The 22,964-nt window shown below is 40.0% G+C and carries 24 protein-coding genes; 12 read left to right on the plus strand and 12 right to left on the minus strand.

The genetic code is table 11. The features are described from left to right. Positions 1-24: 24 nt before the first annotated feature. The 4 genes from trmA (at position 25) to ACG9ZB_RS11705 (ending at position 2,772) form a co-directional block, all read left to right on the plus strand. Complete coding sequence (trmA, locus tag ACG9ZB_RS11690) at positions 25-1,107, plus strand: tRNA (uridine(54)-C5)-methyltransferase TrmA (protein ID WP_419325940.1); 1,083 nt, start codon at positions 25-27, stop codon at positions 1,105-1,107. Between the two features lie 243 nt (positions 1,108-1,350). Then, positions 1,351-1,575 carry a hypothetical protein gene (locus ACG9ZB_RS11695; protein WP_004984703.1) on the plus strand — a complete coding sequence of 75 codons (225 nt, stop codon included), beginning with the start codon at positions 1,351-1,353 and terminating at the stop codon, positions 1,573-1,575. Between the two features lie 207 nt (positions 1,576-1,782). Beyond that, positions 1,783-2,031 (plus strand): hypothetical protein, encoded by a 249-nt coding sequence (locus tag ACG9ZB_RS11700; protein ID WP_419325942.1) that lies wholly within the window; start codon positions 1,783-1,785, stop codon positions 2,029-2,031. 201 nt (positions 2,032-2,232) lie between these two features. Continuing rightward, positions 2,233-2,772, plus strand: coding sequence for a lecithin retinol acyltransferase family protein (locus tag ACG9ZB_RS11705; protein WP_419325944.1), 540 nt, complete (start codon positions 2,233-2,235; stop codon positions 2,770-2,772). On the opposite strand, the gene ACG9ZB_RS11710 is transcribed toward ACG9ZB_RS11705, so the two are convergent. The 3 genes from ACG9ZB_RS11710 to ACG9ZB_RS11720 form a co-directional block, all read right to left on the minus strand. Then, positions 2,766-3,227 carry an SRPBCC domain-containing protein gene (locus ACG9ZB_RS11710; protein WP_004696977.1) on the minus strand — a complete coding sequence of 154 codons (462 nt, stop codon included), beginning with the start codon at positions 3,225-3,227 and terminating at the stop codon, positions 2,766-2,768. The two genes, ACG9ZB_RS11705 and ACG9ZB_RS11710, sit on opposite strands and share 7 nt — an antisense overlap. A 119-nt stretch (positions 3,228-3,346) precedes the next feature. Further along, positions 3,347-4,258, minus strand: a complete 912-nt coding sequence (locus ACG9ZB_RS11715) for a bestrophin family protein (RefSeq protein WP_419325946.1) — start codon at positions 4,256-4,258, stop codon at positions 3,347-3,349. An 80-nt stretch (positions 4,259-4,338) separates the two neighbouring features. Further along, complete coding sequence (locus ACG9ZB_RS11720; RefSeq protein ID WP_419325947.1) at positions 4,339-6,057, minus strand: glutamine--tRNA ligase/YqeY domain fusion protein; 1,719 nt, start codon at positions 6,055-6,057, stop codon at positions 4,339-4,341. Between the two features lie 235 nt (positions 6,058-6,292). Between ACG9ZB_RS11720 and ACG9ZB_RS11725 the strand changes: the two genes are divergently transcribed. The 4 genes from ACG9ZB_RS11725 (at position 6,293) to nfsB (ending at position 9,175) form a co-directional block, all read left to right on the plus strand. Then, positions 6,293-6,802 (plus strand): peptidylprolyl isomerase, encoded by a 510-nt coding sequence (locus ACG9ZB_RS11725; RefSeq protein WP_004696971.1) that lies wholly within the window; start codon positions 6,293-6,295, stop codon positions 6,800-6,802. 117 nt (positions 6,803-6,919) lie between these two features. Next, positions 6,920-7,642, plus strand: coding sequence for a UDP-2,3-diacylglucosamine diphosphatase (locus tag ACG9ZB_RS11730; RefSeq protein ID WP_419325949.1), 723 nt, complete (start codon positions 6,920-6,922; stop codon positions 7,640-7,642). Positions 7,643-7,732: 90 nt separating this feature from the next. After that, positions 7,733-8,194 (plus strand): super-infection exclusion protein B, encoded by a 462-nt coding sequence (locus tag ACG9ZB_RS11735; RefSeq protein WP_419325951.1) that lies wholly within the window; start codon positions 7,733-7,735, stop codon positions 8,192-8,194. 327 nt (positions 8,195-8,521) lie between these two features. Next, positions 8,522-9,175, plus strand: coding sequence for an oxygen-insensitive NAD(P)H nitroreductase (gene nfsB, locus ACG9ZB_RS11740; RefSeq protein WP_419325953.1), 654 nt, complete (start codon positions 8,522-8,524; stop codon positions 9,173-9,175). Between the two features lie 292 nt (positions 9,176-9,467). Here nfsB and ACG9ZB_RS11745 read toward each other — a convergent pair whose 3' ends face one another. From ACG9ZB_RS11745 to ACG9ZB_RS11760, 4 genes are all read right to left on the minus strand, one after another. After that, the gene (locus ACG9ZB_RS11745) at positions 9,468-10,325 is read right to left on the minus strand and encodes an EamA family transporter (protein WP_419325954.1); all 858 of its coding nucleotides are present in this window, start codon (positions 10,323-10,325) and stop codon (positions 9,468-9,470) included. A gap of 93 nt (positions 10,326-10,418) precedes the next feature. Continuing rightward, complete coding sequence (fba, locus tag ACG9ZB_RS11750; RefSeq protein WP_419325955.1) at positions 10,419-11,456, minus strand: class II fructose-bisphosphate aldolase; 1,038 nt, start codon at positions 11,454-11,456, stop codon at positions 10,419-10,421. A 121-nt stretch (positions 11,457-11,577) separates the two neighbouring features. After that, positions 11,578-11,853: a hypothetical protein gene (locus ACG9ZB_RS11755; RefSeq protein ID WP_004696954.1), complete on the minus strand. Its 276-nt coding sequence runs from the start codon at positions 11,851-11,853 to the stop codon at positions 11,578-11,580. Between the two features lie 148 nt (positions 11,854-12,001). Beyond that, positions 12,002-13,192, minus strand: coding sequence for a phosphoglycerate kinase (locus ACG9ZB_RS11760; RefSeq protein ID WP_419325956.1), 1,191 nt, complete (start codon positions 13,190-13,192; stop codon positions 12,002-12,004). A gap of 139 nt (positions 13,193-13,331) precedes the next feature. Between ACG9ZB_RS11760 and ACG9ZB_RS11765 the strand changes: the two genes are divergently transcribed. Together ACG9ZB_RS11765 and ACG9ZB_RS11770 are read left to right on the plus strand one after the other, a co-directional pair. Then, the gene (locus ACG9ZB_RS11765) at positions 13,332-13,718 is read left to right on the plus strand and encodes a DUF2237 family protein (RefSeq protein ID WP_004984725.1); all 387 of its coding nucleotides are present in this window, start codon (positions 13,332-13,334) and stop codon (positions 13,716-13,718) included. After that, positions 13,715-14,308, plus strand: coding sequence for a Maf family protein (locus tag ACG9ZB_RS11770; protein ID WP_126036723.1), 594 nt, complete (start codon positions 13,715-13,717; stop codon positions 14,306-14,308). Before ACG9ZB_RS11765 ends, ACG9ZB_RS11770 begins: the two co-directional genes overlap by 4 nt. Positions 14,309-14,381: 73 nt before the next feature. Here ACG9ZB_RS11770 and ACG9ZB_RS11775 read toward each other — a convergent pair whose 3' ends face one another. Then, a complete protein-coding gene (locus ACG9ZB_RS11775; protein WP_419325957.1) occupies positions 14,382-14,816 on the minus strand; it encodes a hypothetical protein in 435 nt (144 codons plus the stop codon). Positions 14,817-15,017: 201 nt separating this feature from the next. Between ACG9ZB_RS11775 and ACG9ZB_RS11780 the strand changes: the two genes are divergently transcribed. Further along, the gene (locus tag ACG9ZB_RS11780; RefSeq protein WP_419325959.1) at positions 15,018-16,184 is read left to right on the plus strand and encodes a JmjC domain-containing protein; all 1,167 of its coding nucleotides are present in this window, start codon (positions 15,018-15,020) and stop codon (positions 16,182-16,184) included. 26 nt (positions 16,185-16,210) lie between these two features. Here the strand turns inward: ACG9ZB_RS11780 and ACG9ZB_RS11785 are convergent, their stop codons facing one another. Both ACG9ZB_RS11785 and ACG9ZB_RS11790 read right to left on the minus strand, forming a co-directional pair. Then, positions 16,211-18,109: a sensor histidine kinase gene (locus ACG9ZB_RS11785; protein WP_419325960.1), complete on the minus strand. Its 1,899-nt coding sequence runs from the start codon at positions 18,107-18,109 to the stop codon at positions 16,211-16,213. Then, positions 18,106-18,792 carry a LuxR C-terminal-related transcriptional regulator gene (locus ACG9ZB_RS11790; protein ID WP_125281639.1) on the minus strand — a complete coding sequence of 229 codons (687 nt, stop codon included), beginning with the start codon at positions 18,790-18,792 and terminating at the stop codon, positions 18,106-18,108. The genes ACG9ZB_RS11785 and ACG9ZB_RS11790 overlap by 4 nt, the downstream gene beginning before the upstream one ends. A gap of 298 nt (positions 18,793-19,090) precedes the next feature. Between ACG9ZB_RS11790 and ACG9ZB_RS11795 the strand changes: the two genes are divergently transcribed. Next, positions 19,091-20,761: an FMN-binding glutamate synthase family protein gene (locus tag ACG9ZB_RS11795; protein ID WP_419325962.1), complete on the plus strand. Its 1,671-nt coding sequence runs from the start codon at positions 19,091-19,093 to the stop codon at positions 20,759-20,761. Between the two features lie 58 nt (positions 20,762-20,819). On the opposite strand, the gene ACG9ZB_RS11800 is transcribed toward ACG9ZB_RS11795, so the two are convergent. Together ACG9ZB_RS11800 and ACG9ZB_RS11805 are read right to left on the minus strand one after the other, a co-directional pair. Continuing rightward, positions 20,820-21,851: an alpha/beta hydrolase gene (locus ACG9ZB_RS11800; RefSeq protein ID WP_419325964.1), complete on the minus strand. Its 1,032-nt coding sequence runs from the start codon at positions 21,849-21,851 to the stop codon at positions 20,820-20,822. After that, positions 21,851-22,963: a YdcF family protein gene (locus ACG9ZB_RS11805; RefSeq protein ID WP_419325965.1), complete on the minus strand. Its 1,113-nt coding sequence runs from the start codon at positions 22,961-22,963 to the stop codon at positions 21,851-21,853. Before ACG9ZB_RS11805 ends, ACG9ZB_RS11800 begins: the two co-directional genes overlap by 1 nt. Between the last annotated feature and the right edge of the window lies 1 nt (position 22,964).

Genomic DNA, 22,964 nt, shown 5'->3' on the forward strand with positions numbered 1-22,964 from the left:
ATATGTTTGCGATTTTTACTGCATATGACTTCTTCTTATCAACAACAACTTGACGCCAAAATTGAACGAATTACAGCTCAATTTGCTGAATTCACTCCACCTTCGCTTGAAGTTTTTCAATCTCCTGAAAAACACTTTCGTATGCGTGCAGAATTCCGTATTTGGCATACCGAAGATGATATGTTTTATGCCATGTTTGAACGCGATGAAGACAATCAGAAAAAAGTCATTCGTATTGATGACTTCCCAATCGCTGATGCCAGTATTAATCAGCTCATGCCTGTTTTATTGGCAGAATTAAAAAGTAATGATCTCCTGTCAAAACGCTTATTTGAAGTGCATTTCTTAGCAACCTTGAAAGGTGAAATGCTGGTTTCGCTGATTTATCGCTGCCCACTCGATGAACAATGGCAGGTTTTAGCCAAACAACTTTCAGAAAAATTAAATATAAAGTTGATTGGCCGTAGCCGTGGTCAAAAAGTGGTACTCAGCGATGAGTTTGTAGTGGAAGAACTACAAGTATTTGAGCGTAAGTATCAGTACAAACAAATTGAAAGTAGCTTTACGCAGCCCAATGCGCAAGTCTGCCAAAAAATGCTCGAATGGGCCTGCAATGTTGCACAACAGTCCAACAAAGATTTGTTAGAACTTTACTGTGGTAATGGTAACTTTACCCTACCGCTTTCCACCCGTTTCAACCGTGTTTTAGCCACTGAGCTAGCTAAGTCCTCGGTGTATGCAGCACAGTGGAACATCGAACAAAACCACATCGATAATATTCAAGTCGCGCGTTTATCGGCAGAAGACTTCACACAAGCCTATAACGGCGAGCGCGAATTCCGTCGCATACAAGAAGCAAATATCGATATGAGCAGCTATGAGTTCGATACGGTGTTTGTTGACCCACCGCGTGCAGGTATTGATGATGAAACCTTGAAATTGATTCAGCGTTTTGAACGGATCATCTATATTTCTTGTAATCCGGACACCTTGCATGACAACTTAAAAACACTCAGCCAAACCCATAAAATTTCACAGTTTGCGCTGTTTGACCAATTCCCTTATACCCACCATGTCGAGTCTGGGGTTTTGCTGGAAAAAATTTAAACAATTTGTTGCAACTTAAACCGTATAAAAAAGAAGCTCGAATGAGCTTCTTTTTTAATTTTCATGAAAAAAATATAAGCTTATATAAAATGCAAGTATTTCAACTGTCATAATAACGTTAATACCTGGCGCTATAATCGGAATTTTTCGACATCGATCGTTGCTTTTATCTCTCACGCTGACTTGCATTATTTTACAGATTGGCTATATTTCACCCTATGTTAGGTTGTAAATGAAGTCTATATGAGTTTTTGGCAAAAGCTGTTTTCGAATGAACAGCAAAACGAGCATAAAAATCAAATTGCTTGTGTTGAAAATGACTGCTCTTGTAAAACCAATGAACAGCTCATCGAAAAGCTTAAAACAGCGACCGATGAAGACGTGATTGTTGGGATTAAAAAAGTATTAGCTTCTCGTGGCTATGGCCGTAAGGAGTTAAATGAACTTCAGCATCGACCTCTACAGTAGTAGAGTCACTGAATATTCATCAAAAAGGCACTTAGATCAATCTAAGTGCCTTTTTTAATGTCTGTAAATCATTCGCCTTATAAAAAACCAAGATATATGAAGCACAGCACACTTTGCACGTTTAAATATTATACAAAGCCTGAATTTTTTGTTACCTTACAGGCTCAATATAAAATCAATAATTTTTTAAAATTAAAGGTTTAAGCAATGAAAAAATTACTTATGGTCAGCACATGTATTACCCTTTTATCTTTAGCAGCATGTAGCAAGATGCCGAAAGCTTGTGTTGAGTCTTGGGAAAAAATGGAAAAACTTTCCGAGCAGATGGGTTTACCTGAAGAACAAATCAAAGAACAAAAAAAGAAATTTGAAGAAGATGTGAAAGCCATGAACACCGAAGAAGCAACACGCATGTGCAGCACCCAAAATTCACTTTTAGGTCTAGTGGATCAATAAACATCGCCTTATCTTTAAAAGGGATGCTTGCATCCTTTTTTAATGTAAAGACGTAAGCTAGATACTCCTTCCCAATAGGTCTCTTTTATTTCTATCATCGTAAACTCAAATAACCGAAACCCACTAAACAGTCGCTAATTCCCAGCAGAAGCTTTAAAATAGAGATAAAAGACAACTGTAATGAATTAGCACGTATTAGGCATGCAACAACAAAAAGTCCACTACCCCTTGGGGGCTCATCTTATAGTCAAACATTTTGGCTATACGCATCACGGCATATATGTTGGGCGTGGACGTGTGATCCATTATTCAGGTTTTGCACATCTTTTTAAAAAGCATCCGATTGAAATAACTTCCATCGAGAACTTTAGCCATGGACGTAAAATTACAGTCAATCAGTACCAAAACCCCAAATATAAAGGTCGTAAAGTTGTTCGCCGTATGCGCTCACGCATGCATGAAAACAACTACCATCTTATTATCAATAACTGTGAACACTTGTGCACGTGGGCCATTACAGGCGTTGAAAGCAGCCCACAAGTCATCAAGATGATGAATCGACTCACTACGATTGGCTATGTGAGCTCTATGATGAGTTTCATGAACAGTCTCATGTTAACCTTAACCACCACCTGTTTTGCCTTAGTGCTCTATATCAAAAAGAAATTACGTGATAAGGCCAAACAGCAGCTCGGCAACTATTTTGAGTTTAAAGAAGAACACTCTAAAAAAGATCACTGATGTGAACGTAACTGAAAAGGCGGGAATTTATCTTCCACCAAGTTGAGCTGGATATCGTATTCAAGCCATGCCTTGGCACCATCTAGCACTGTAGTAAAGCCACCTGTTGCATCCATCACATAATGAATCAGCTCATTACCTTGTAACTCAATGTCATAATTTCGAATGATCACATAGGTATTCATGCTGTCGATTTTTTCAAATACAAAATCAACTTTTGTTTTAGGCGTGCCCCATTCGATGCAGATCAGCTCATTTTCAACGACTTGTAGGACATGAGTCGAGTGCGTAATTTGGTATTTATCCCATGTCCAATCGACCATTGCGCCTTTTTCTAAATAGCCCGAAGACTGACTAAACCAAAACTTGGTAGTTATGAGTGGATCAACAAAAGCGTTAAACACAATATTAACAGAACGTCGAATCAGCATCTGAGTTTCGATCACGGTAGTCATTGTTATATCCCTATCACTTTTAAACTTAGTGATAGCACATCTCAATAAACCAATCATATCGAAAATTTGTTATGGCTCAGGCAATACACTCATTTTCTGTTATGGATTTGTTCACGGCTTTAACTTAAATTGGCTCTATGCGCACTTACTGGTTCTGGCAAGGACTCATTTAAAGAACTGAGCATTTCACGCTCTATGCCCCGCACAATAGCATCTAAAGGCAAGTCATTTTCTTGAAGTCCAAAAGGTTCTTCTAACTCTGCACTTAGCGCATCTAAACCCAATAAGAGATAGGCAATTAAGGCCACGATCACCGGTGACCAAAAACCGAGACTGGAACTTAAACTAAAAGGTAAAATGAGACAGAAAGAGTACACGGCACGGTGTAACAAAACCGAATAAGAAAATGGCAGAGGTGTAGATGAAATACGATCACAACCAGCGTGAATATCTCCCATTGCCACTGTATGTTTAGTCAACATACTGTAAATAATATCGCTAATCTCACCACGCTTATACAACGCCGCCAGATCTTTCTGCGTAAGCTCTAATAGATATTGCGGTGGATTAATATGCGTAGCCAATACCTGCCACTGCTCTGCTGTCAGTTGAACTTTGGCTTGATAGTGGTCATAGGTATGACTTTGCTGCCGTAAACGATCTCGAAGCAAATGACTAAATAACATCACGCGATACATCAAAACTGTACGCTCTGCATCATTTAAGACATAACTATCACGAATCATATGCCGTGCGTTGGCAATCATTGCGCCCCATAGCTTACGCCCTTCCCACCAACGGTCATAACACGCTGTATTTCGAAAGCTTAAGAAAATAGAAAGAATCACACCAAATACAGTAAAACCAATCACAGGCACTGCAGGAGCAGTCACGTAATGTTGAGTCGCTAGATAAACCAACAGTGTTGAAATTAAAACACCGACCATCAGTGCCGGAAACACTTTCGGTAAAATAGTGCCACGCCAAGCAAAGAGTAATGCAAAGCTATTGGTTTTATCTCGAACAATCACAGTGTATTCCTATTGGTTTGCTACGAAAAGGCTCAACCGAAGTTGAGCCTTAATCTATATCCACATCAAGCAAACAGCGCTTATTTAGGCTTAAAGCTGTCTTTTAAATCTAAAATACGGTTAAACACAGGTTTTTCTGCTGTATGGTCGTATTGATCTGCAACAAAATAACCTTCACGTTCAAATTGGAAACGGTCTTCAGGCTGTGCTTGCGCCAATGCAGGCTCAATCACCGCGTGTACAATTTTCAACGAATCAGGGTTTAAGTTCGCTAAGAAATCATCTCCCACTTCAGGGTCCGACTCTGTAAAGAGGCGATCATAAATACGCACTTCAGCAGGAATGCCTTTAGTCGCAGATACCCAGTGAATCACCCCTTTAATTTTACGACCTTCTGGATTTTTGCCCAAAGTTTCAGGGTCGATTGAACATTTCAACTCAACCACTTTACCGTTTTCATCTTTAATTACTTCATCACACTTAATGACATAAGCATGGCGCAAACGAACTTCACCACCCGGAATTAAACGCTTGAAGCCTTTTGGTGGTTCTTCTTCAAAGTCTTTACGGTCAATGTAAATTTCAGAGGTTAACGGAATTACACGCTCACCCATGTCTACATTTGGATGACGTGAATGGGTTAAATCCATATCGTTAGGCAAGTTGGTGAGCGTAACTTTAAGTGGGTTCAACACCGCCATGCCACGTGCCGCAACATTTTCTAGAGACTGACGGATACAATATTCAAGCATTGCAACATCAACAATACCATCTGACTTCGACACACCAACACGCTTACAGAAGTCACGTAGGCCTTCTGGGGTAAAACCACGACGACGCATACCTACAACGGTTGGCATACGTGGGTCATCCCATCCATTGACATAACCACCTTCAACCAATTTACGTAATTTACGCTTAGAGGTAATGGTGTAGTCGATATTTAAACGACTAGACTCATACTGACGTGGTACTGCTTCCGAGTGAACTTTCTCAACCACCCAGTCATAAAACGGACGGTGGTCTTGGAATTCCAAAGTACATAATGAGTGAGTAATGCCTTCAATCGCATCGGATAATGGATGCGCATAGTCGTACATTGGGTACATTTTCCATTTATCACCTGTTTGGTGATGCTCTGAATGGAGTACACGGTACAAAATAGGATCACGCATATGCACATTTGGAGATGCCATATCGATCTTGGCACGCAGAACAGCTTCACCTTCTGCAAACTCGCCATTGTTCATTTTTTCAAAACGTGCAAGGTTTTCTTCAACTGAAGTATCGCGGTAAGGCGAGTTTTTACCTGGCTCAATAAAGTTACCACGGTTCAAACGAATTTCTTCAGGTGACTGCAAATCAACATAAGCATCACCCTGTTTAATCAGTTGAATCGCCCATGCATGGAGTTGATCGAAATAGCTTGACGCATAGCGTGGTTCGCCATTCCACTCAAAACCCAACCATTTAACGTCGTTGGCGATCCCATCTACATATTCTTGTTCTTCTGCATCTGGGTTGGTGTCATCAAAACGTAGATTGCAAAAACCATCAAACTCGTTGGCAATACCAAAGTTTAAGCAAATCGCTTTCACGTGACCAATGTGTAAATAACCATTCGGCTCTGGCGGGAAACGCGTGACTACTTTTTGCGTACGACCTTCAGCCAAATCTTCGGTAATCACTTGGCGAATAAAATCTAAGCCTGGCTGTTGTTCTTGCTGCGCTGCGACAGAGGCATTGTTACTTGGTGTCGGGTTATTTGGCAGTGTTGAAACAACATCATTCGGCTTCATAGTTTAAAAATCACTTTGATGAAAAAAATTAAGGAAAAATAGGGTCCTGCTATACGAGCATAATTCTAACTGATCTATCAGTCGATTTATGAATATTTTACAGTCCCTTAAACGATATTTGATCTATTTTACAAAGAAAATAACGTTTTTACTTGCCTTGTAGTTTACAGTTTGCTTATGCTTCTCACAACCAAAAAACCCATGGCTTTGATGTCCATGATTAGGAGATTACACAATGAGTTTTCCTCAAGTCGAATTAAACACCAATAAAGGTCGTATTGTTCTTGAACTTAACAACGAAAAAGCACCAATTACTGTTGCTAACTTCTTAGAATACGTACGTGACGGTTTCTATGACGGCGTAATTTTCCACCGCGTGATTGATGGTTTCATGATCCAAGGTGGTGGTATGGATGAAAACTTCAAAGAAAAAGCAACACGTGATGCAATTGAAAACGAAGCTGATAACGGCTTAACCAATGACCTTGGTACAATTGCAATGGCGCGCACACAAGCACCTCACTCTGCATCTGCTCAGTTCTTTATTAACGTGGGTAACAACTCTTTCCTTAACCACTCTGGCAAAAATGCACAAGGTTGGGGTTATGCAGTTTTCGGTAAAGTAACTGAAGGTCTAGACGTAGTAAACGAAATTAAAGGCGTTCGTACTGGCAACCGTGGCTACCACGCTGACGTTCCACTAGAAAACGTTGTGATTGAATCTGCTAAGATCATTTCTGAATAAGAATCCCACCCGACCTCCCTTACACACATCATTTTAAAGCAGTGCTTTAAAATTCATTCAGGGAGGAGAAATCCCTCTTTTTAAAGAGGGATTTAGGGAGATTCAAGAGAATAATCCGTGACCTATCTGTTTATCGCAGATTTACACTTGTCACCCAATCACCCTCGACTTGTACGGGGGTTTTTAGATTTGCTAGACGCTTATCAAAATAAACACACCCAACTGTATATTTTAGGCGACTGGTTTAATGCATGGATTGGCGATGATTACACAGCGCCATGGCTCGATGAAGTTGTTGCACATTTAAAGCAGTTTAGCCAAGCTGCTGGTAATCATATTTACTTTATTGTCGGCAATCGAGATTTTGCTTTAGGTCAGAAATTTCTAGATCAGTTTTCAGGGCAACTCCTACCCGATGTGTACTCCCTGCAAATTGGCTCGCAACGAGTACGTTTAGAACATGGCGATGCCCTGTGTACCGATGATGTGTCTTATCAGAAATTCCGTAAAATCATTCGAAACCCCATCATTTTAGCCATCTTAAAGAAAACACCATTGGCTTTTCGACAAAAAATTGCACAAGGTTTCCGAAAAAAAAGCCAACAAGCAAATCAAGTTAAAAGTTATGACGTCATGGACGTGAATGCAGATGCAGTTGCACAAGCCTTGCAACGTTCCGATGTGTTAATTCATGGGCATACGCATCGTCCAAATATTCACAATGAACACGGTAAGCCAAGAATTGTATTAGGCGATTGGCGCACGGATGCTGCGCAAATTTTAGAAATTAATCCACAACAAAACAATGTGGAATTAAAATTAAAGATATGGAGTTACTAGGATAAAAGTTGACAACATTAACTTCTAAGACTTGCTAAAACCGTTTTTAATATATTAATATTTCAATAACTTAGTTTTAAAATTTATAATATGAAATTCAACGTTCAAAAAATAAATGCTGTTTTTTCCATTTTTATGCTTTTAATATTTTTTGTAGCCGCTATTAATTTAGATGAACACTTGTCGTCTTTTGTTCAAAAAAATTTCACTTTTCTATTGATCATTTTCTTATTTAGTATCTCACTCATGCTATATGATTTATTATTAAAGATCAAAGCTAAGAAGGATCAGGTGTTTTCTTTTTCAAATAAAAATAAAGAATTAATCAATAAAATTTCAAAGCTTTCTTATGAAGAGAAAAACATCTTATCTTTATTTATGAATGACAAAGTTCAAGAAAAAGCATTAAATCCTAATGATCAAGCAGTAGTTTGGCTAGAAACAATTAAATTTATTTTTAATACAGGTAAAATAGAAGGAAATAAAAAAATTTTTAGAATAGAACCCACTCTATCAAAACATCTTCTACAAAATCCAAATAGTTTATATTGAAGAAATGCCCAATAAATATTGGGCTTTTATATTTTAGTACACGCCTTCAGACTGAATGACTCCGGCATCTGCTTTATATTTAGTCAAAAACTCGCGTAACAAAGTCATCAACATACTGATATTTACCCAACTGCGACAAATACTGTGCCTAAATCCAAATACTTTTGCATCACTTCGTGCTGGGGCGATAAAATTTCCGCTGCTTTGCCTGGCGGGCATCTCGTCTTAACTGCATAAGCACATGGGTTCATTTCGCTAGCATAGCAAGGCATGTTAAGCTTTTAGCGCACACCTGCCCCAAATATAGCCTTTAAATGGAGATGATTTATGGATTTGCTTAACGTTGCACAAACTCGTTATACGACCAAAGCCTATGATGCGAGTCGCACTATTCCTACCGCACAATTTGAGCGTTTACTAGAAATTCTGCGTTTAGCACCATCTTCCATAAATATTCAACCGTGGCATTTTTTTATTGCAGATCACCCTGAAGCCAAACAACGTATTGCTAAAGCTTTAATAGGAAAGTACGCCTATAACGCACCTAAAGTTTTAGATGCTTCGCATACCATTTTATTTTGTACCAAAGCCGATATTTCTGAGCAACATTTGGAAAATTTATTACATCAAGATGACTTACACGGTCGTTTTAAAGATGATGCCGCTAAGCAAGGCCAAAAAGACAGTCGTTCAGGTTATGTCAACTATTACCGCAATGAGAAAGGTGACATACAGCGCTGGGCGGAAAACCAAACCTTTATTGCTTTAGGTCAAATTCTATTGGCTGCAGGAATTGAAAAAATTGATGCGACGCCAATTGGTGGTTTTGATGAATCCATCATTAGTGAAGAGCTAGGTTTAGCCGAACAAGGTCTAATCCCTTCTGTATTGCTCACACTAGGCTATCGTAGTGATGCTGACTTCAATGCAAAATTGCCAAAGTCTCGTTTAAGCAAAGAAGATATTTTCACGCAGCTGTAATGCTATTTGTTTATAAAAGGGACTTCAGTCCTTTTTATATTTTGGGCCTGAAAATTGCTTCATCATGTTCAATGTCAAAAACAAAAAGTGAGGTTGCTGATGTCTGTTAAGCCCAATATACCGATGAAATTTGAATGTGCACACTGTAATAAAATCTATTTAGGTCAGTATCAACATATCATGCGCCCTCACTATCCCGATTGCCCCAATTGTGAGCAACCAGGACTGTTATTGGGAATCGCAGTAATTGAAGATCTACTCAAACACCCTTTTTCCTTTGTGCAGAACTATTTTAAACAGACATTGCATAAGCTAAACAAGCCACGCTTGTGATACCCAACACCAATCCGATGGCTGTTGGGAGTTTGAGCTTCTCTTTAAAGAACAGTAGTCCGCTGAACACGCCTAACAGCACCACCATAATATGCATGCCCGCAAAGACCACTGTTGGGCTATCCTTGAGTAGCAGATGAGCTTTGACATAAAGTGCGATATTGGCAAAGTTCAACACGCCAAGACATAAACCTGCCACGACGTTCTTGGTTAAGCCGATATTTTTCGTGGTCACAGCAACATAACCGACTGACAATAAAAACGCGCAAATAAACATCAGGTTTAACGCAACGGAAAACTGTACACCCAACCCTGTTGTATATTTAAGCAAGACATCAATCAGCGCATAACCGAACCAGACTAGTGCTAAATACCACACAGCCTGTTTTTGACCTTCTTCATCACCAGAGGCATTGGTAAATAAAATGCACATCACGGCGGCAAGCCCCAAGACTACCCCGACAATTTTGAGCTGATTAAACTGTTCTTGAAAAATAAAATAAGCCGCCAATAAAGATAAAATCACCGACAAACGCTGTGCGATTTCTGTTTTGATAATGCCTGCATATTGTAAAGATTTAGCTAAAAATAAAAATACACTCGGCAACAAAACACCAAGCGCGACAATCAGCCACCAAGGGGTATTTGTAATAGAAACGTGGCTTAGATCAGGTTTAAACCAGAAGTAACACAGTAAACTGGCTGAAGCATAGTTCCAGCTGATCATCTGGATCGGATCAAATCCTTTGTTTTTGCTCCATTTTAAAAGAATGGAGACCACCACACTACAACATGCCGCAGCAAATATCAGTTCCATAGCACACTCTTATTATTGTCGCCTCAAATATAAACACACATAGAAAAGCCCACATCAGGGTGGGCTTTTCCAATATAAATTATTCAAAAATAATTATTTATAACGATCAACCATTTTCTCTAAAGAAATTGGACGAATCTTGTCGGCATTGCCCGCAGTACCAAATGCTTCATAACGGTCAACACAAATTTGTTTCATTGCGTCTACAGTTTTCGCGAAGAATTTACGAGGGTCAAATTCGCTTGGTTGTTCAGCCATCATACGACGCATTGCACCAGTCGATGCTAAACGCAAGTCTGTATCGATGTTAATTTTACGAACACCGTGCTTGATTGCTTCAACCAATTGCTCAACAGGAACACCATAAGTTTCTTTGATGTCGCCGCCGTACTGGTTAATGATCGCTAACCATTCTTGTGGTACAGAGCTTGAACCGTGCATCACAAGGTGAGTATTTGGAAGCGCCGCATGAATTTCTTTAATGCGGTCAATTGCCAAAATATCGCCTGTAGGTGGACGCGTGAACTTGTATGCACCGTGTGAAGTACCTACTGCAATTGCAAGCGCATCTACATTGGTATCTGCAACAAACTGACGTGCTTCTTCAACTGAAGTTAAAAGTTGAGAATGATCAAGAACACCTTCAGCGCCTACGCCATCTTCTTCACCCGCCATACCCGTTTCAAGGCTACCTAAACAACCGATTTCACCTTCAACTGAAACACCGCATGCATGCGCCATTTGTACTGTACGACGTGTTACATCAACGTTATATTCATAAGTAGTTGGTGTTTTACCGTCTGCACCCAATGAACCATCCATCATCACAGATGAGAAGCCCAATTGAATTGAACGTTGGCAAACGTCTGGATCTGTACCATGGTCTTGATGCATTACCACTGGAATGTGTGGCCATTCTTCAATTGCAGCCAAAATAAGATGACGTAAGAATGGAGCACCTGCATATTTACGCGCACCCGCTGATGCTTGTACGATAACAGGTGAATTTGTTTCATCTGCTGCAAGCATGATTGCGCGCATTTGTTCTAAGTTGTTTACGTTGAATGCTGGTACGCCGTAAGCATGTTCGCCGGCGTGATCCAAGAGCTGGCGCAATGAAATAAGAGCCATAATGTCCTCCCAGTTGATGGGACATATTCTACATGCTCAAAGGTTTCAATTCAGCAACAAATAACACTATTTAAAAAAAATCCCCGCAATTGCAGGGACTTTTTACGAAATTCGCGTGTATTTAGTGTGCTGTAGCAGCCGAAGCCTCTACCGCAGGATCGGCAGTTGCCGCATCTGCAGGTGCATTTGCAACTTCAGCAGGAATGTCTTTGTTCTTTTCATCCAATTCTGGCTGATCAATCGCATCAATTGCCGCTTGTTGTTCCGCCGTTACAGCTTCTTCAACTGCTGCTGTTTCAGATGCGGCAGCGGTTTGCTCTGGTGCTTCATTTTTCTTACAAGCAGTCAGTGCCAATGGTGCTAACAAAAGTGCAGCAAGGGTCATTTTTAAATTCATAATGTTTTCCTAGAACAGATGATTTAATGCCCTGTAGTTTATTTCAGCATTATTTCATTTTCATGACTGAATGATGAATAGATTTGTTAAGCTCATAAAAAAAGTTGACCGAAGTCAACCTTTTTACAACAGCATGAGCACACAATAATTATTGTGCACGCTCTATCAGCGCTGCAACTGCTGGAAGTGTTTTACCTTCGACAAACTCAAGGAAAGCACCACCACCGGTTGAGATATAACCAATTTTGTCTGCAACTTCGTATTTATCAATCGCAGCTAAAGTGTCACCACCACCTGCAATAGAGAAGCCAGCAGATTCAGCAATCGCTAAAGATAAAGTTTTTGTGCCTTCGCCGAACTGATCGACTTCAAACACACCTACTGGACCATTCCATAGAATCGTTTTCGACATTTTTAGAATGTCTGCAAATGCTTTTGCCGTTTCTGGACCTACATCCAAAATCATGTCATTGTCAGTCACATTTTCAACTTTTTTCACGACTGCTTTAGCAGCAGCCAATGAACCCAAGAAGTCTGCAAAATCGATTTCAGAAGCATCAGCTACTACAACATCCGTTGGAAGCGGCACAGAAACTTTTGCAGCAATTGCCTTTGCTGTATCGATCAAATCATTTTCACACAATGATTTACCGACATTGAAGCCTGCTGCCGCCAAGAAGGTATTGGCAATACCACCACCCACGATCAATTGATCACAAATGTCAGAAAGTGATGTCAACACATCTAACTTAGTCGATACTTTAGAACCCGCAACAATAGCAACCATTGGTTTTTCAGGTGTTTGTAATGCACGGCCAAGTGCATCTAACTCAGCCGCCAATAAAGGACCAGCCGCTGCAACTTTTGCTAAACGTGCCACGCCTTCAGTTGATGCTTCTGCGCGGTGTGCTGTACCGAATGCATCCATCACAAATACATCACAAAGTGCTGCATATTTTGCAGCAAGTTCTGGGTTGTTTTTCTTTTCACCCACGTTAAAACGGCAGTTTTCAAGGAGTACCACTTGACCTGCTGCCACTTCAACACCATCAAGGTAATCCGTCACTAATTGAACGTCTTGACCCAATGCTTCAGTCAAATACGCAGCAACAGGTGCTAGTGATTGTTCTGGTTTTGGCTCACCTTCAACTGGACGACCAAGGTGAGAATAAACCATTAGGGCTGCGCCTTGTGCTAACGCTGCTTTAATTGTTGGTAAAGCGGCGCGTAAACGTGCATCGCTTGTAATCACACCATTTTTAACAGGAACGTTTAAATCTTCGCGAATAAGAACACGTTTACCCGTTAAATCGAGGTCAGTCATACGCTGAAAATTCATGTAGAGCTCTCTTTCTATATATAAAAATCGCGTCGATTTTAAATGATTATGCAGAAAAAGGTTAGCTTCTTTTGCAGAAAAGCAAACGAAAGGCAAAGTTTTGCTATCATAGTGAAAAGTCTCACTAGATTTAGCATTTATGTCTATTCATCCTGATCCAAATCTAAACCGTTTAAACGTTTTGGGTGAACCTTTAGCCAGCTGTTGTTATTCCCCGATCACGGGGTATTTCCGTAATGGTTTTTGTCATACAGCACCTTCCGATTTGGGACAACACACGATCTGTGTCGAAATGACCTCTGAGTTTTTAAATTTTTCTCAGCGAGTGGGTAATGATCTCATTACCCCTGTGCCTGAAGTTGACTTTCCAGGTCTACAACCTGGTGATTTTTGGTGTATCTGTGTGACCCGTTGGGTAGAAGCTTATCAGGCCGGTTTTGCGCCTCCTGTTAAAGTTCAAGCTTGCCATCAAGCTGTACTCTCCTATGTCCCACTGAATGTGCTTATGGAATATGCAGTCGAATGAATACTTCTGAAATTATTTTGGCATCCAGCAGTCAAACTCGTAAAGACCTCATGAACCGTTTACGTCTAGACTACCGCTGCGTTGTGCCTGATATAGACGAATCGCCTCGTGGTGAAAGCCATGCCGATGATTTAGCTAAGCGACTGGCTTTTGAAAAAGCGCATGTCATTGCGTCACAAAACCCTGAAGCAATCGTGATTGGCTCAGATCAGGTGGCATGGCGTGAAGGTGCACCCGATATTTTTATTGGTAAGCCATTGAGTACTGAAAAAGCCATTAAACAGCTACAAGCCAATTCGGACAAAATTGTCTACTTCAGTACCGCACTCAGCGTACAGCAACACTCAACAGGTTTTGAACGTAGTCTGGTTGAGCACTATAAAGTTAAGTTCCGTAAACTGGGACTGCCTGAAATTCAGCGTTATGTTGAAATTGAACAGCCACTGATGTGTGCAGGAAGCTTCAAGTGTGAAAGCCTTGGTATCAGCTTATTTGAACAAATGATAGGACAAGATCAAACCACGTTGATGGGTATGCCTATGATTCAGTTGTGTCATATTCTACGTGAATTAAAAGTGCTTGTGCCTTAATTCTGTAGCAGTATTTTTAGATGCTTCCCCAATAAATTGAACAGCATCAAATGTTGCTGTTCAATTTTGAGCATTAAATGTAACAACAGCAAGAATAATATATAGCCAATCGCTCAAGCTTTTTAGACGAATTTGCTGAAGGATAAGCTTGAATGAATCGTTTAAAGTACATTCGAATGAATAGACTACGGGATAACGTAATCAGCATAAAAAGAATAAGAAAGCAAAATAGACTAATATTATTAGGCTCAAAGCTACTCACACTTTCGCTCTGTCTAAAGAGATATTTGACAAATAACAATGCCAATACCAAATAACCATACCACATTTTATTATATAGCGGATGATCTTCAGCGAGACTTTTGGCTTGTCTAAAAAGTAAAATATGCTGATATTGCGGTACCTTAGCCAAATTTTTTGTTTTATATATACTATCGATTGAGGATGATTTTTTAGCTAATTTGGACTGACTTTTCTCTCTTTCTTTTTGCAATACCTCATTCGCCATTTTCTAGGCATCTTCTTTACTTAACATTATTTTTCTTCACTATATTTTAGACCTATTATGCTGTAAAAATTTTGCTGCCTACAATCATAACGACTGAGACAAACTCAATTTATTTAAATAAATCTAACGATACTTGCACATAGACATTCGATCATAAGACAATAGTCACAATATTGTTTTAAATTTGCTTAGGCTATTTTCATGTCCCAATCTCTTGATGTTCTTGGCGGTATTACAGCTGAACAATTCCTTGCCGAATATTGGCAAAAAAAGCCATTATTGGTCCGCAACGCGCTGCCTGAAATTATCAATATTTTAGAACCTAGCGATGTTATGGAACTGGCTTTAGATGAAAATGTCACAGCTCGTCTCATCAAACAAAAAGACCGTGACCCAAATCAGTGGTCGGTCAAGTCTTCACCGCTGTTAAAAGCTGATTTTCAAAAGATGCCAAAACTCTGGACTTTATTGGTTCAAGCCGTAGACCACTACTCTTTTGACTTAGCAGCACTGTGGAAAAAATTTCCTTTTATTCCGCAGTGGCGCCGTGATGACATCATGGTGTCCTATGCACCTAAAGGTGGCTCTGTCGGAAAGCATTTTGACTTTTACGATGTCTTTTTAGTTCAAGGTTATGGTCATCGTCGTTGGCAGTTGGGTCAAATGTGCGATGCTGAATCTGAGATTGTTGCAGGCCAACCTTTAAAATTACTGCCAGAAATTGACGTACATTTTGACGAAGTATTAGCACCAGGTGATTTACTTTATGTACCACCAGGTTTATCACATTTTGGTGTAGCTGAAGATGACTGTCTGACCTTCTCTTTTGGCTTCCGTATGCCAAACGTCACCGACATGGTAGACCGTGTAGGCGACAAACTGTCTGATAACGCTCTGCTGCGTAATCCTTTGCTCGATATTGTCCGTGACCAACAAAGTCCAATCGGTCAATTAACACAAAACGAATTGGATTATTTAAAGGCAGAAATTTTGGCGCAGCTGCAAAACTCAACGTTGCTTGAAGATGCCATTATGACCTTGATGTCAGAGCCAAAGTACCCTGAAAATATTCCTGAAGCTGAAGAAATTGGCACAGGAGATCTAGAAGGTATTTTAGACCAAGGCTATCAGCTGATTTTAGAACCCGCTTCTCGCCTACTTTATACACACGATGAAGATGAATTCTTATTTTGGGCCAATGGTGAAGGGCTATGCATTTCAGAGCAATTTGCACCATTACTTAAGAACTTAGCAGATGGTGAAGCACTGTTACTTGATGAAAGCTTATATGATGCCGATATTCTAGAAGACATTGCAATGCTGATGAACGAATCCGTCTTAATGCTACTCCCACCTGACGAAGCTTAAGCAAACCAAGTGCTGAGGAATCTCATCTACTCAGCACTTTCTCCCTCACCAAACCTTAAACTGGCAATAATTTTGGTACAGCCTTTTTCAGATTCGATATTTAGCTCAGCACCAATTTTTTGTAAACGCATTTTCATACTACGCATACCAATGCCCATCCCGTGGTTAAGCACACACTCCGCATTAAAACCTACGCCATCATCCTGAATAATCATGACTAAGTGAGTTGTACTTGGATAATACATTTTTACATCAATATGCCGTGCTTGGCTGTGCTTCATAATATTGGTCAGACTTTCTTCAAGCACACGAATTAAAGTCAAACATTGTAGTGCTGTCGGTTGTATTTCCCATGCCTCCGGAATGCTCCAAGTCGCCTCAATATCTAGCTCATCCATGATCTGACTAAACCGATGCCGAACAGGAGCAATCCATAACACCGGATTATCTGGCGTTTTGTTATTGGTTAAAGAACCGCTGTCAATAATTTGTCTTAAATCATCTCGAAGCAATTTGAGGATAGATAAAAATTGTTGATTCGACATGGTACTAGAGCTCTGATCCACCAAAATCATGGAACGAACCAAAGATGCACCCAGACCATCGTGCAAATCATGTGCTAAATGAATACGCTCTTGTAAGCGGACATTTTCAAGCTCTAATTGATGTCGAGCATATAAACTAGAGGAAAGGTTACTGGTCACAAAGCTCACTCGTTGCTCAAGCTCACTATTAAATCTTTGAATCTTTTTAATATTTTTATCTAACCGTGTTGCGAGAATAATCACAATAAAAAAAGTGATCACCGGTGAGGTATACGGTGACAAAGGCTGATGGTCATTAATATGACCATCAAAAAGTAGTGAAAGATCATAAAGCATAACAATAAGAATCACGCCTAAACAAACAGCCAATAAAGTATAATCAGGGCGCTTCGTTTTATAAGCACGATAAATCACAAAACAGAATGATGCGATAAAAAGCACAATACACAATAAAAAAATCACCGCAGTTACGATATTAACCATCAAACTAGGGATAAATAAGATGGTAACAATACACACCGCAGCAACTAAAAATAAGGTTTTTTCTAATTCAGCAAACTTTGTTCTTACAAAACGCAGCAGGTAAATGCAAAAGCAAACATTGTATAAAACAAAAAAAGTCAGATTAGTTTTCATGACCCACAAAGAGTTTGGATAAGGAAACACTTCGCGATTGATGACATTCCAAATAAACAATACCCAAAACAAACAGCTAACAGAAAACCAAAAAAATGTCGTTTCATTGCGTCTAAAAAACCAGATAACAAAACACACCAACCCTAAGGTAGTAGAAATAACTAAGTTAACTTGAAACAGTGCTCTCTTGTTCCAAATTCGTTTTTGTTGTTTATCATATGCTGTTGTGATATCAGAAAATTCTAGATTACCTAAACCCGGACTCTCATAGCTATTGCCAACGACATAGACCCAAATGTCATTGTTTTTTTGTTTTAAGCTTTCGACAGGAAGGATCCAAAAACGCGGGGTGTTCCAACTTTTGGATAGAGGCTCAACTAAATGCTTATCTTTCCAAAGTAAATTTCGATTAAAAAAAACAGCGCCTGCGCTACTCATGCCCTCTACAGAAAATGCTAAAGGCTGCTTCATTTCATTACTGTCGTTACAACTCCAATGCCAATTAAAATGGTACCAAACGCCGCCATCGTAATGTGGCCAGCGTTCTGTCCATACGTCAGGATTTTTGACCTCTACCCATCCCGTCTTCGGAACAACATCGATAGAACTTGTTTTCACCGCAGAAATTTTATCGACATTCACTTTACAAGTTGGACTAACAACAAAGTTTGTTTGTGCGGAACTGGCAAAACTAAGCACACACAAACACAGTGTGACAAAAATGCTCAGCCAACCATTTCTCATAAAATACCTAAAGAACGCGCAGTGCTGACTGCTTTGGTTCTTTTTGAAACAGAAAGCTTGCGGTAAATATGCTTAATATGGCTTTCAACGGTATAGCGCGAAACAAATAATTGCTCAGCAATTTCGCGGTTACTCAGGCCTTGTGCCACCAAGTTTAGAATTTCAGTTTCTCGATTAGTGAGTTGGTCATAGTCCTGACCATCTAACTGCTCTACACGCTCAGTTTGGGGGGTATTTGATGTTGAGATTTGATTTAATATTTCACGTGCAATAAAGGGGTCAATCGGTGCACCACCGCGCAAAATACTCCGTATCGACATCAGCACTTCGGCATCATCACGTTCTTTCAATACATAACCATTCGCTCCCGCTTTAATCGAGGCAAATAAGCTTTGCTGTGTACTCCATGCCGAAATCACTAGAATTAATGCGCTTTCATCTATGCCTCTGAGTTTTTCAATTAAAGTGATGCCATTTCCATCAGGTAACCCTAAATCGACTAAGGCTAAAGAAATCGGTTGTGAGGCAATGATTTGCATGGCTTCAGCTAAATTTTTAGCAAAAATCAGCATATCTTGACTATAGCCCAGTTCTGACAGAATTAGATCTAGACGTGAGCGAATCATGGCTTCATCTTCCACGATTAAAACAGGTGCAGGCAAAACAGTTTCCTTATTTTTCACTGAAACTTCCCCTTTTTCTTATCATTCTTGAACCACACTATACCGATGCAAGCTTGGCCTAACCTATCCCTAGAAGTAAGTAATTTATAATTTTTTCTTTTGAACAATAAGCGCTTGTTCATATTCATTTTATATACTTTAAATTCTTAAAGATATCAATCTATATAAAATTTATCCATGATTTTAATATTGGATTCCTCCTGTAAATAATAAGGGGCGTAACAACAATTTATTACTTGTAGATGAAACAGAGACTTGGCACATTAGGTTTAAACAACCAGGAAGGATGCCCAGCCATATGTCTAGCCCTGCTCAATCCATACGTCATAAATTACTCAATACTTTTTTTTCACGGCACTCCATTTGGCTACTGTGTATTTTTATTTTTTTGAGCATTTCTTTTTTTCATTATAGCCGCACACCTATCTATATTAATTATTTTATTTCAGACACTTTACTGAACAGTATTTGGCTGATTACAGGTTTACTGAGTCTTGTTGGCTTGCATGATGTTTTACAAAATAAACATTCGATCTTAAAGAATTACCCGATTATGGGGCATTTCCGTTTTATTTTTGAAGATTTCCGCCCCGAAATTCGCCAGTATTTTATTGAGGCCGATCAAGATGCACTGCCATTTTCACGAATGCAACGTAGTTTGGTCTATCAACGTGCAAAAAACCAAAATGCAGATAAACCCTTCGGCTCCATTATCGATGTCTATGCAGACAATTACCGCTTCATGACTCATTCACTGAGCCCATGCATACCTGCTGACCCTAAAACCTTCCGTATTTTGGTGGGTAATTCGCAATGTTCACAACCTTATAGTGCTTCTATTTTCAATATTTCAGCCATGAGTTTTGGCAGCTTGAGCGCCAATGCGATTCGCGCTTTAAACAAAGGAGCGCAAATGGGTGGTTTTTACCATGATACTGGCGAAGGCAGTTTAAGCCCGTACCATCTTGAGTATGGAGGCGATATTGTTTGGGAGTTAGGCAGTGGTTATTTTGGCTGCCGTACTCTAGATGGTCAATTTGACCCTGAAAAATTTGCCGTTCAAGCCAAACGACCTCAAGTCAAAATGATCGAAATCAAGCTCTCTCAGGGAGCAAAACCTGGTCATGGCGGAATTCTGCCGAAAGATAAAATTTCTGAAGAGATTGCTGAAATACGGGGTGTCAGTCGTGATCATGACTGTATTTCTCCTTCAAGTCACTCTGCCTTCAAAACCCCAATTCAGATGATGCATTTTATTCAAAAACTGCGTGAGTTATCTGAAGGTAAACCAATCGGATTTAAGCTGTGTATTGGCCAGCCTTGGCAATTTATGAGTATTGTCAAAGCCATGCTGCATACCCAAATTATTCCTGATTTTATTGTCGTAGATGGCTCCGAAGGCGGGACTGGTGCAGCGCCTATCGAGCTGATAGATAATATGGGCGTACCACTACGTGAAGGCTTACTTTTTGTACACAATACACTGGTCGGTGCGGGTTTACGTGATCAGATCAAAATTGGTGCCAGTGGCAAATTGGTGAGTGCCTTTGATATTGCTAGTACCATGGCAATTGGTGCAGATTGGGTCAATTCTGCGCGAGGGTTTATGTTTGCGGTGGGCTGCATTCAAGCGCAAAGTTGTCATACCAACCAATGCCCTGTTGGTGTTGCAACGCAAGACAAAGAGCGTCAAAAAGCACTACATGTGCCAACCAAAGCCGAACGCGTGTTGCATTTTCATGAAAACACATTAAAAGCACTTTCGGAAATGATTGCTTCAGCGGGCTTAAAACATCCAGCAGAAATTAAAGCACGCCATTTAGCACAGCGCATTAATGACCGAGAAATTCGAAACTATGCGCAGCTACATTTTTGGTTAAAAGATGGTGAACTGCTGTCTTGTGAAAATAAAGATGAAGAGAACTTCTATTTCCGTATGTGGAATATGTCCAAATTAGAACATTTCTAAATAAAAAGGAGGTTGTATCAGCCTCCTTTTTTATTTTCGATAAGAGACTCACAGAATGTTAGTAATATCCACTCGATGAACCTTGCGCATGTAAAAAGGCTGGAATTAGACCTGTTAATGCCGCACGAATATCCGAACGCTCATTGATCAATTGATGCGAACCCTCTTCCAACATCAATAAAGTTTGTAAGCGGAACTTTTCACGAATAAACTCAATGTTATAACGCCAGTCTACCGTCTGATCCAGTGCACCTTGAGCTAACCAAACTGGAATGCGACAGGCTGGGCGCTGCTCCATTTCCAACATCCATTTGGACATAGCCAAAATCCAATCCATACCCATCATACGAGGTTGTAGCGGATCTTTTAAACGAACAAAGCGTAAGAACTCTGGATTGTGATTATTCCGCCTAAAATGACGCGGCACTTGACGTTTAATCCGTCGAATAATGCCTAATCCAACAGAGTTATGCCACCAAGCAGATTTTGCAGGTCGAATAAGTGGCGACAACAACAAAACACGTTGTACATAAGGGTTTTCACGGCGTTCGGCAAATTCAAGCAAATGATGCATCAAAATTGCACCACCCGTGCTTTGCCCTATGCCTAGCCACGGTTGTGGCAACTGCTCAGCACGTTTGACATAGCGCACCACAGCATGTAACACATCTTGGTAATGATCAAAATTTTGGATATTCGCAGGTGATCCATCACTGAGTCCATGCCCCGGAAGATCATAGGTCAGTACACTAAAGCCTTGTTCAAGCAACTCTTTAATAATGGGTTGATAAATTCCGCTATGCTCTAAATAACCATGCAACAGACAGACTGAACCTTTGATTTTTTCAATTTTTGGTGCAAAAACTTGGACATGCAGCTTAAACAAAGGCATTTGAACATAACCTTGCCAGTGATCACAGTCCAACGCATCTAAACCATATAAACGACGATAAGACACCATCTCCACCGATGCTTCATACGGCTGGTTTAGATTCAAAGGCATTAAAAGCTGAGGTGTTGTCTCACGGCTAGGGACAGGAAGTTCAAGCTGTTTGAGTACCGAGGGATTTAAAAAAGGAAGTTCAGGCATTATGGAATCTCCCGACAGTCACTCGAACCCAACAGTACATCGCGTATCGTTGCGAGCATTTCATAATTGGCACGGCGACTATGATCATAATTTTGTTCACTTGGACGCCATTGGGTTAATTGAGTCGGCATAGGCGCCTCAATCGGCTGTGTTTCGATACCATTTAAAGCAAATAAACGGCGTGTACGTGGCATATGATATTGATCTGTAATTAAAATCACTCTAGGCGCACCACCTTTTTTCTGCAACAGCAAAGAGCTAAAGCGCGAGTTTTCGCAGGTATTCATACTACGATCTTCCAATAGTTTCGCATCGACTCCACGTGCCTTTAACCATTTTTGCATATACGGGGCTTCGACACCGCTAAGCACAATGGGCAGCTTGAACTGTTTTTCGACCTGCAATGTGGTTTCAAGACGTAGTCGCGTATATTCATTCACCACAATATCTTTACGGTTTTTATCTAAAGTTAATCCACCACCCAAAACGACTATGGCATTCGGCATGTTTAATATCGCTTTTCTCTCTTCATTTTGTGCATGTATTTGTGCGATGTCCTGATAGATTTGTTCATCTATCGGCTCTTCCTCTACAGTCTCTACTTTATGCGTTTTTAAAAAGTCGAGATAATTTTCCATCAAGGCTTTATTTTCTTTGCTATTTAGCTCTAGCAGTTCTTTGACATTTTCAGTCGGGTCAACCTCAGAACTTGCTGTCTCAATCACCAAAGGAATTTGAGGCTTTTGCTCTTTTTCTTGCTCTTCAAGCTGTTCAGAAATAATTAACTGTTGTAGTGCTTTATAACGTGCCTGAATCGTGGTTAGGTTTTGCGAATTATGTTCTTTGATTTGTTCTTCCATCAACTGTAAGTACGCTTGACGGGCAATCCACAAATCAGAGCCCGGTTCTAAGCTTTCTTGCTCACTGAGTGCCGCCATTTTTTGACTTTGTGCTGCAACTTCATTGACGTCTACAGGGACAAAGGTATTCAATGTCGCCACAATCAGCTTAGAATAAAAAGGCGTATAAATAAAAATCATTAAACAGCCGAAAAATGCAAACAGCACCGAAGTGATTTGCATTAAACGTACCATTTTATGGGTTTTACTCATA

It is taken from the genome of Acinetobacter johnsonii (genome assembly GCF_048551975.1).
Taxonomy (GTDB): domain Bacteria; phylum Pseudomonadota; class Gammaproteobacteria; order Pseudomonadales; family Moraxellaceae; genus Acinetobacter; species Acinetobacter johnsonii_A.

Coding starts and splice junctions, on each gene's coding strand:
- trmA (WP_419325940.1), top strand. CDS start 25: ATGACTTCTTCTTATCAACAACAACTTGACGCCAAAATTGAACGAATT.
- ACG9ZB_RS11695 (WP_004984703.1), top strand. CDS start 1,351: ATGAGTTTTTGGCAAAAGCTGTTTTCGAATGAACAGCAAAACGAGCAT.
- ACG9ZB_RS11700 (WP_419325942.1), top strand. CDS start 1,783: ATGAAAAAATTACTTATGGTCAGCACATGTATTACCCTTTTATCTTTA.
- ACG9ZB_RS11705 (WP_419325944.1), top strand. CDS start 2,233: ATGCAACAACAAAAAGTCCACTACCCCTTGGGGGCTCATCTTATAGTC.
- ACG9ZB_RS11710 (WP_004696977.1), bottom strand. CDS start 3,227: ATGACTACCGTGATCGAAACTCAGATGCTGATTCGACGTTCTGTTAAT.
- ACG9ZB_RS11720 (WP_419325947.1), bottom strand. CDS start 6,057: ATGAAGCCGAATGATGTTGTTTCAACACTGCCAAATAACCCGACACCA.
- ACG9ZB_RS11725 (WP_004696971.1), top strand. CDS start 6,293: ATGAGTTTTCCTCAAGTCGAATTAAACACCAATAAAGGTCGTATTGTT.
- ACG9ZB_RS11735 (WP_419325951.1), top strand. CDS start 7,733: ATGAAATTCAACGTTCAAAAAATAAATGCTGTTTTTTCCATTTTTATG.
- nfsB (WP_419325953.1), top strand. CDS start 8,522: ATGGATTTGCTTAACGTTGCACAAACTCGTTATACGACCAAAGCCTAT.
- ACG9ZB_RS11745 (WP_419325954.1), bottom strand. CDS start 10,325: ATGGAACTGATATTTGCTGCGGCATGTTGTAGTGTGGTGGTCTCCATT.
- fba (WP_419325955.1), bottom strand. CDS start 11,456: ATGGCTCTTATTTCATTGCGCCAGCTCTTGGATCACGCCGGCGAACAT.
- ACG9ZB_RS11755 (WP_004696954.1), bottom strand. CDS start 11,853: ATGAATTTAAAAATGACCCTTGCTGCACTTTTGTTAGCACCATTGGCA.
- ACG9ZB_RS11760 (WP_419325956.1), bottom strand. CDS start 13,192: ATGAATTTTCAGCGTATGACTGACCTCGATTTAACGGGTAAACGTGTT.
- ACG9ZB_RS11765 (WP_004984725.1), top strand. CDS start 13,332: ATGTCTATTCATCCTGATCCAAATCTAAACCGTTTAAACGTTTTGGGT.
- ACG9ZB_RS11770 (WP_126036723.1), top strand. CDS start 13,715: ATGAATACTTCTGAAATTATTTTGGCATCCAGCAGTCAAACTCGTAAA.
- ACG9ZB_RS11775 (WP_419325957.1), bottom strand. CDS start 14,816: ATGGCGAATGAGGTATTGCAAAAAGAAAGAGAGAAAAGTCAGTCCAAA.
- ACG9ZB_RS11780 (WP_419325959.1), top strand. CDS start 15,018: ATGTCCCAATCTCTTGATGTTCTTGGCGGTATTACAGCTGAACAATTC.
- ACG9ZB_RS11785 (WP_419325960.1), bottom strand. CDS start 18,109: ATGAGAAATGGTTGGCTGAGCATTTTTGTCACACTGTGTTTGTGTGTG.
- ACG9ZB_RS11795 (WP_419325962.1), top strand. CDS start 19,091: ATGTCTAGCCCTGCTCAATCCATACGTCATAAATTACTCAATACTTTT.
- ACG9ZB_RS11800 (WP_419325964.1), bottom strand. CDS start 21,851: ATGCCTGAACTTCCTTTTTTAAATCCCTCGGTACTCAAACAGCTTGAA.
- ACG9ZB_RS11805 (WP_419325965.1), bottom strand. CDS start 22,963: ATGAGTAAAACCCATAAAATGGTACGTTTAATGCAAATCACTTCGGTG.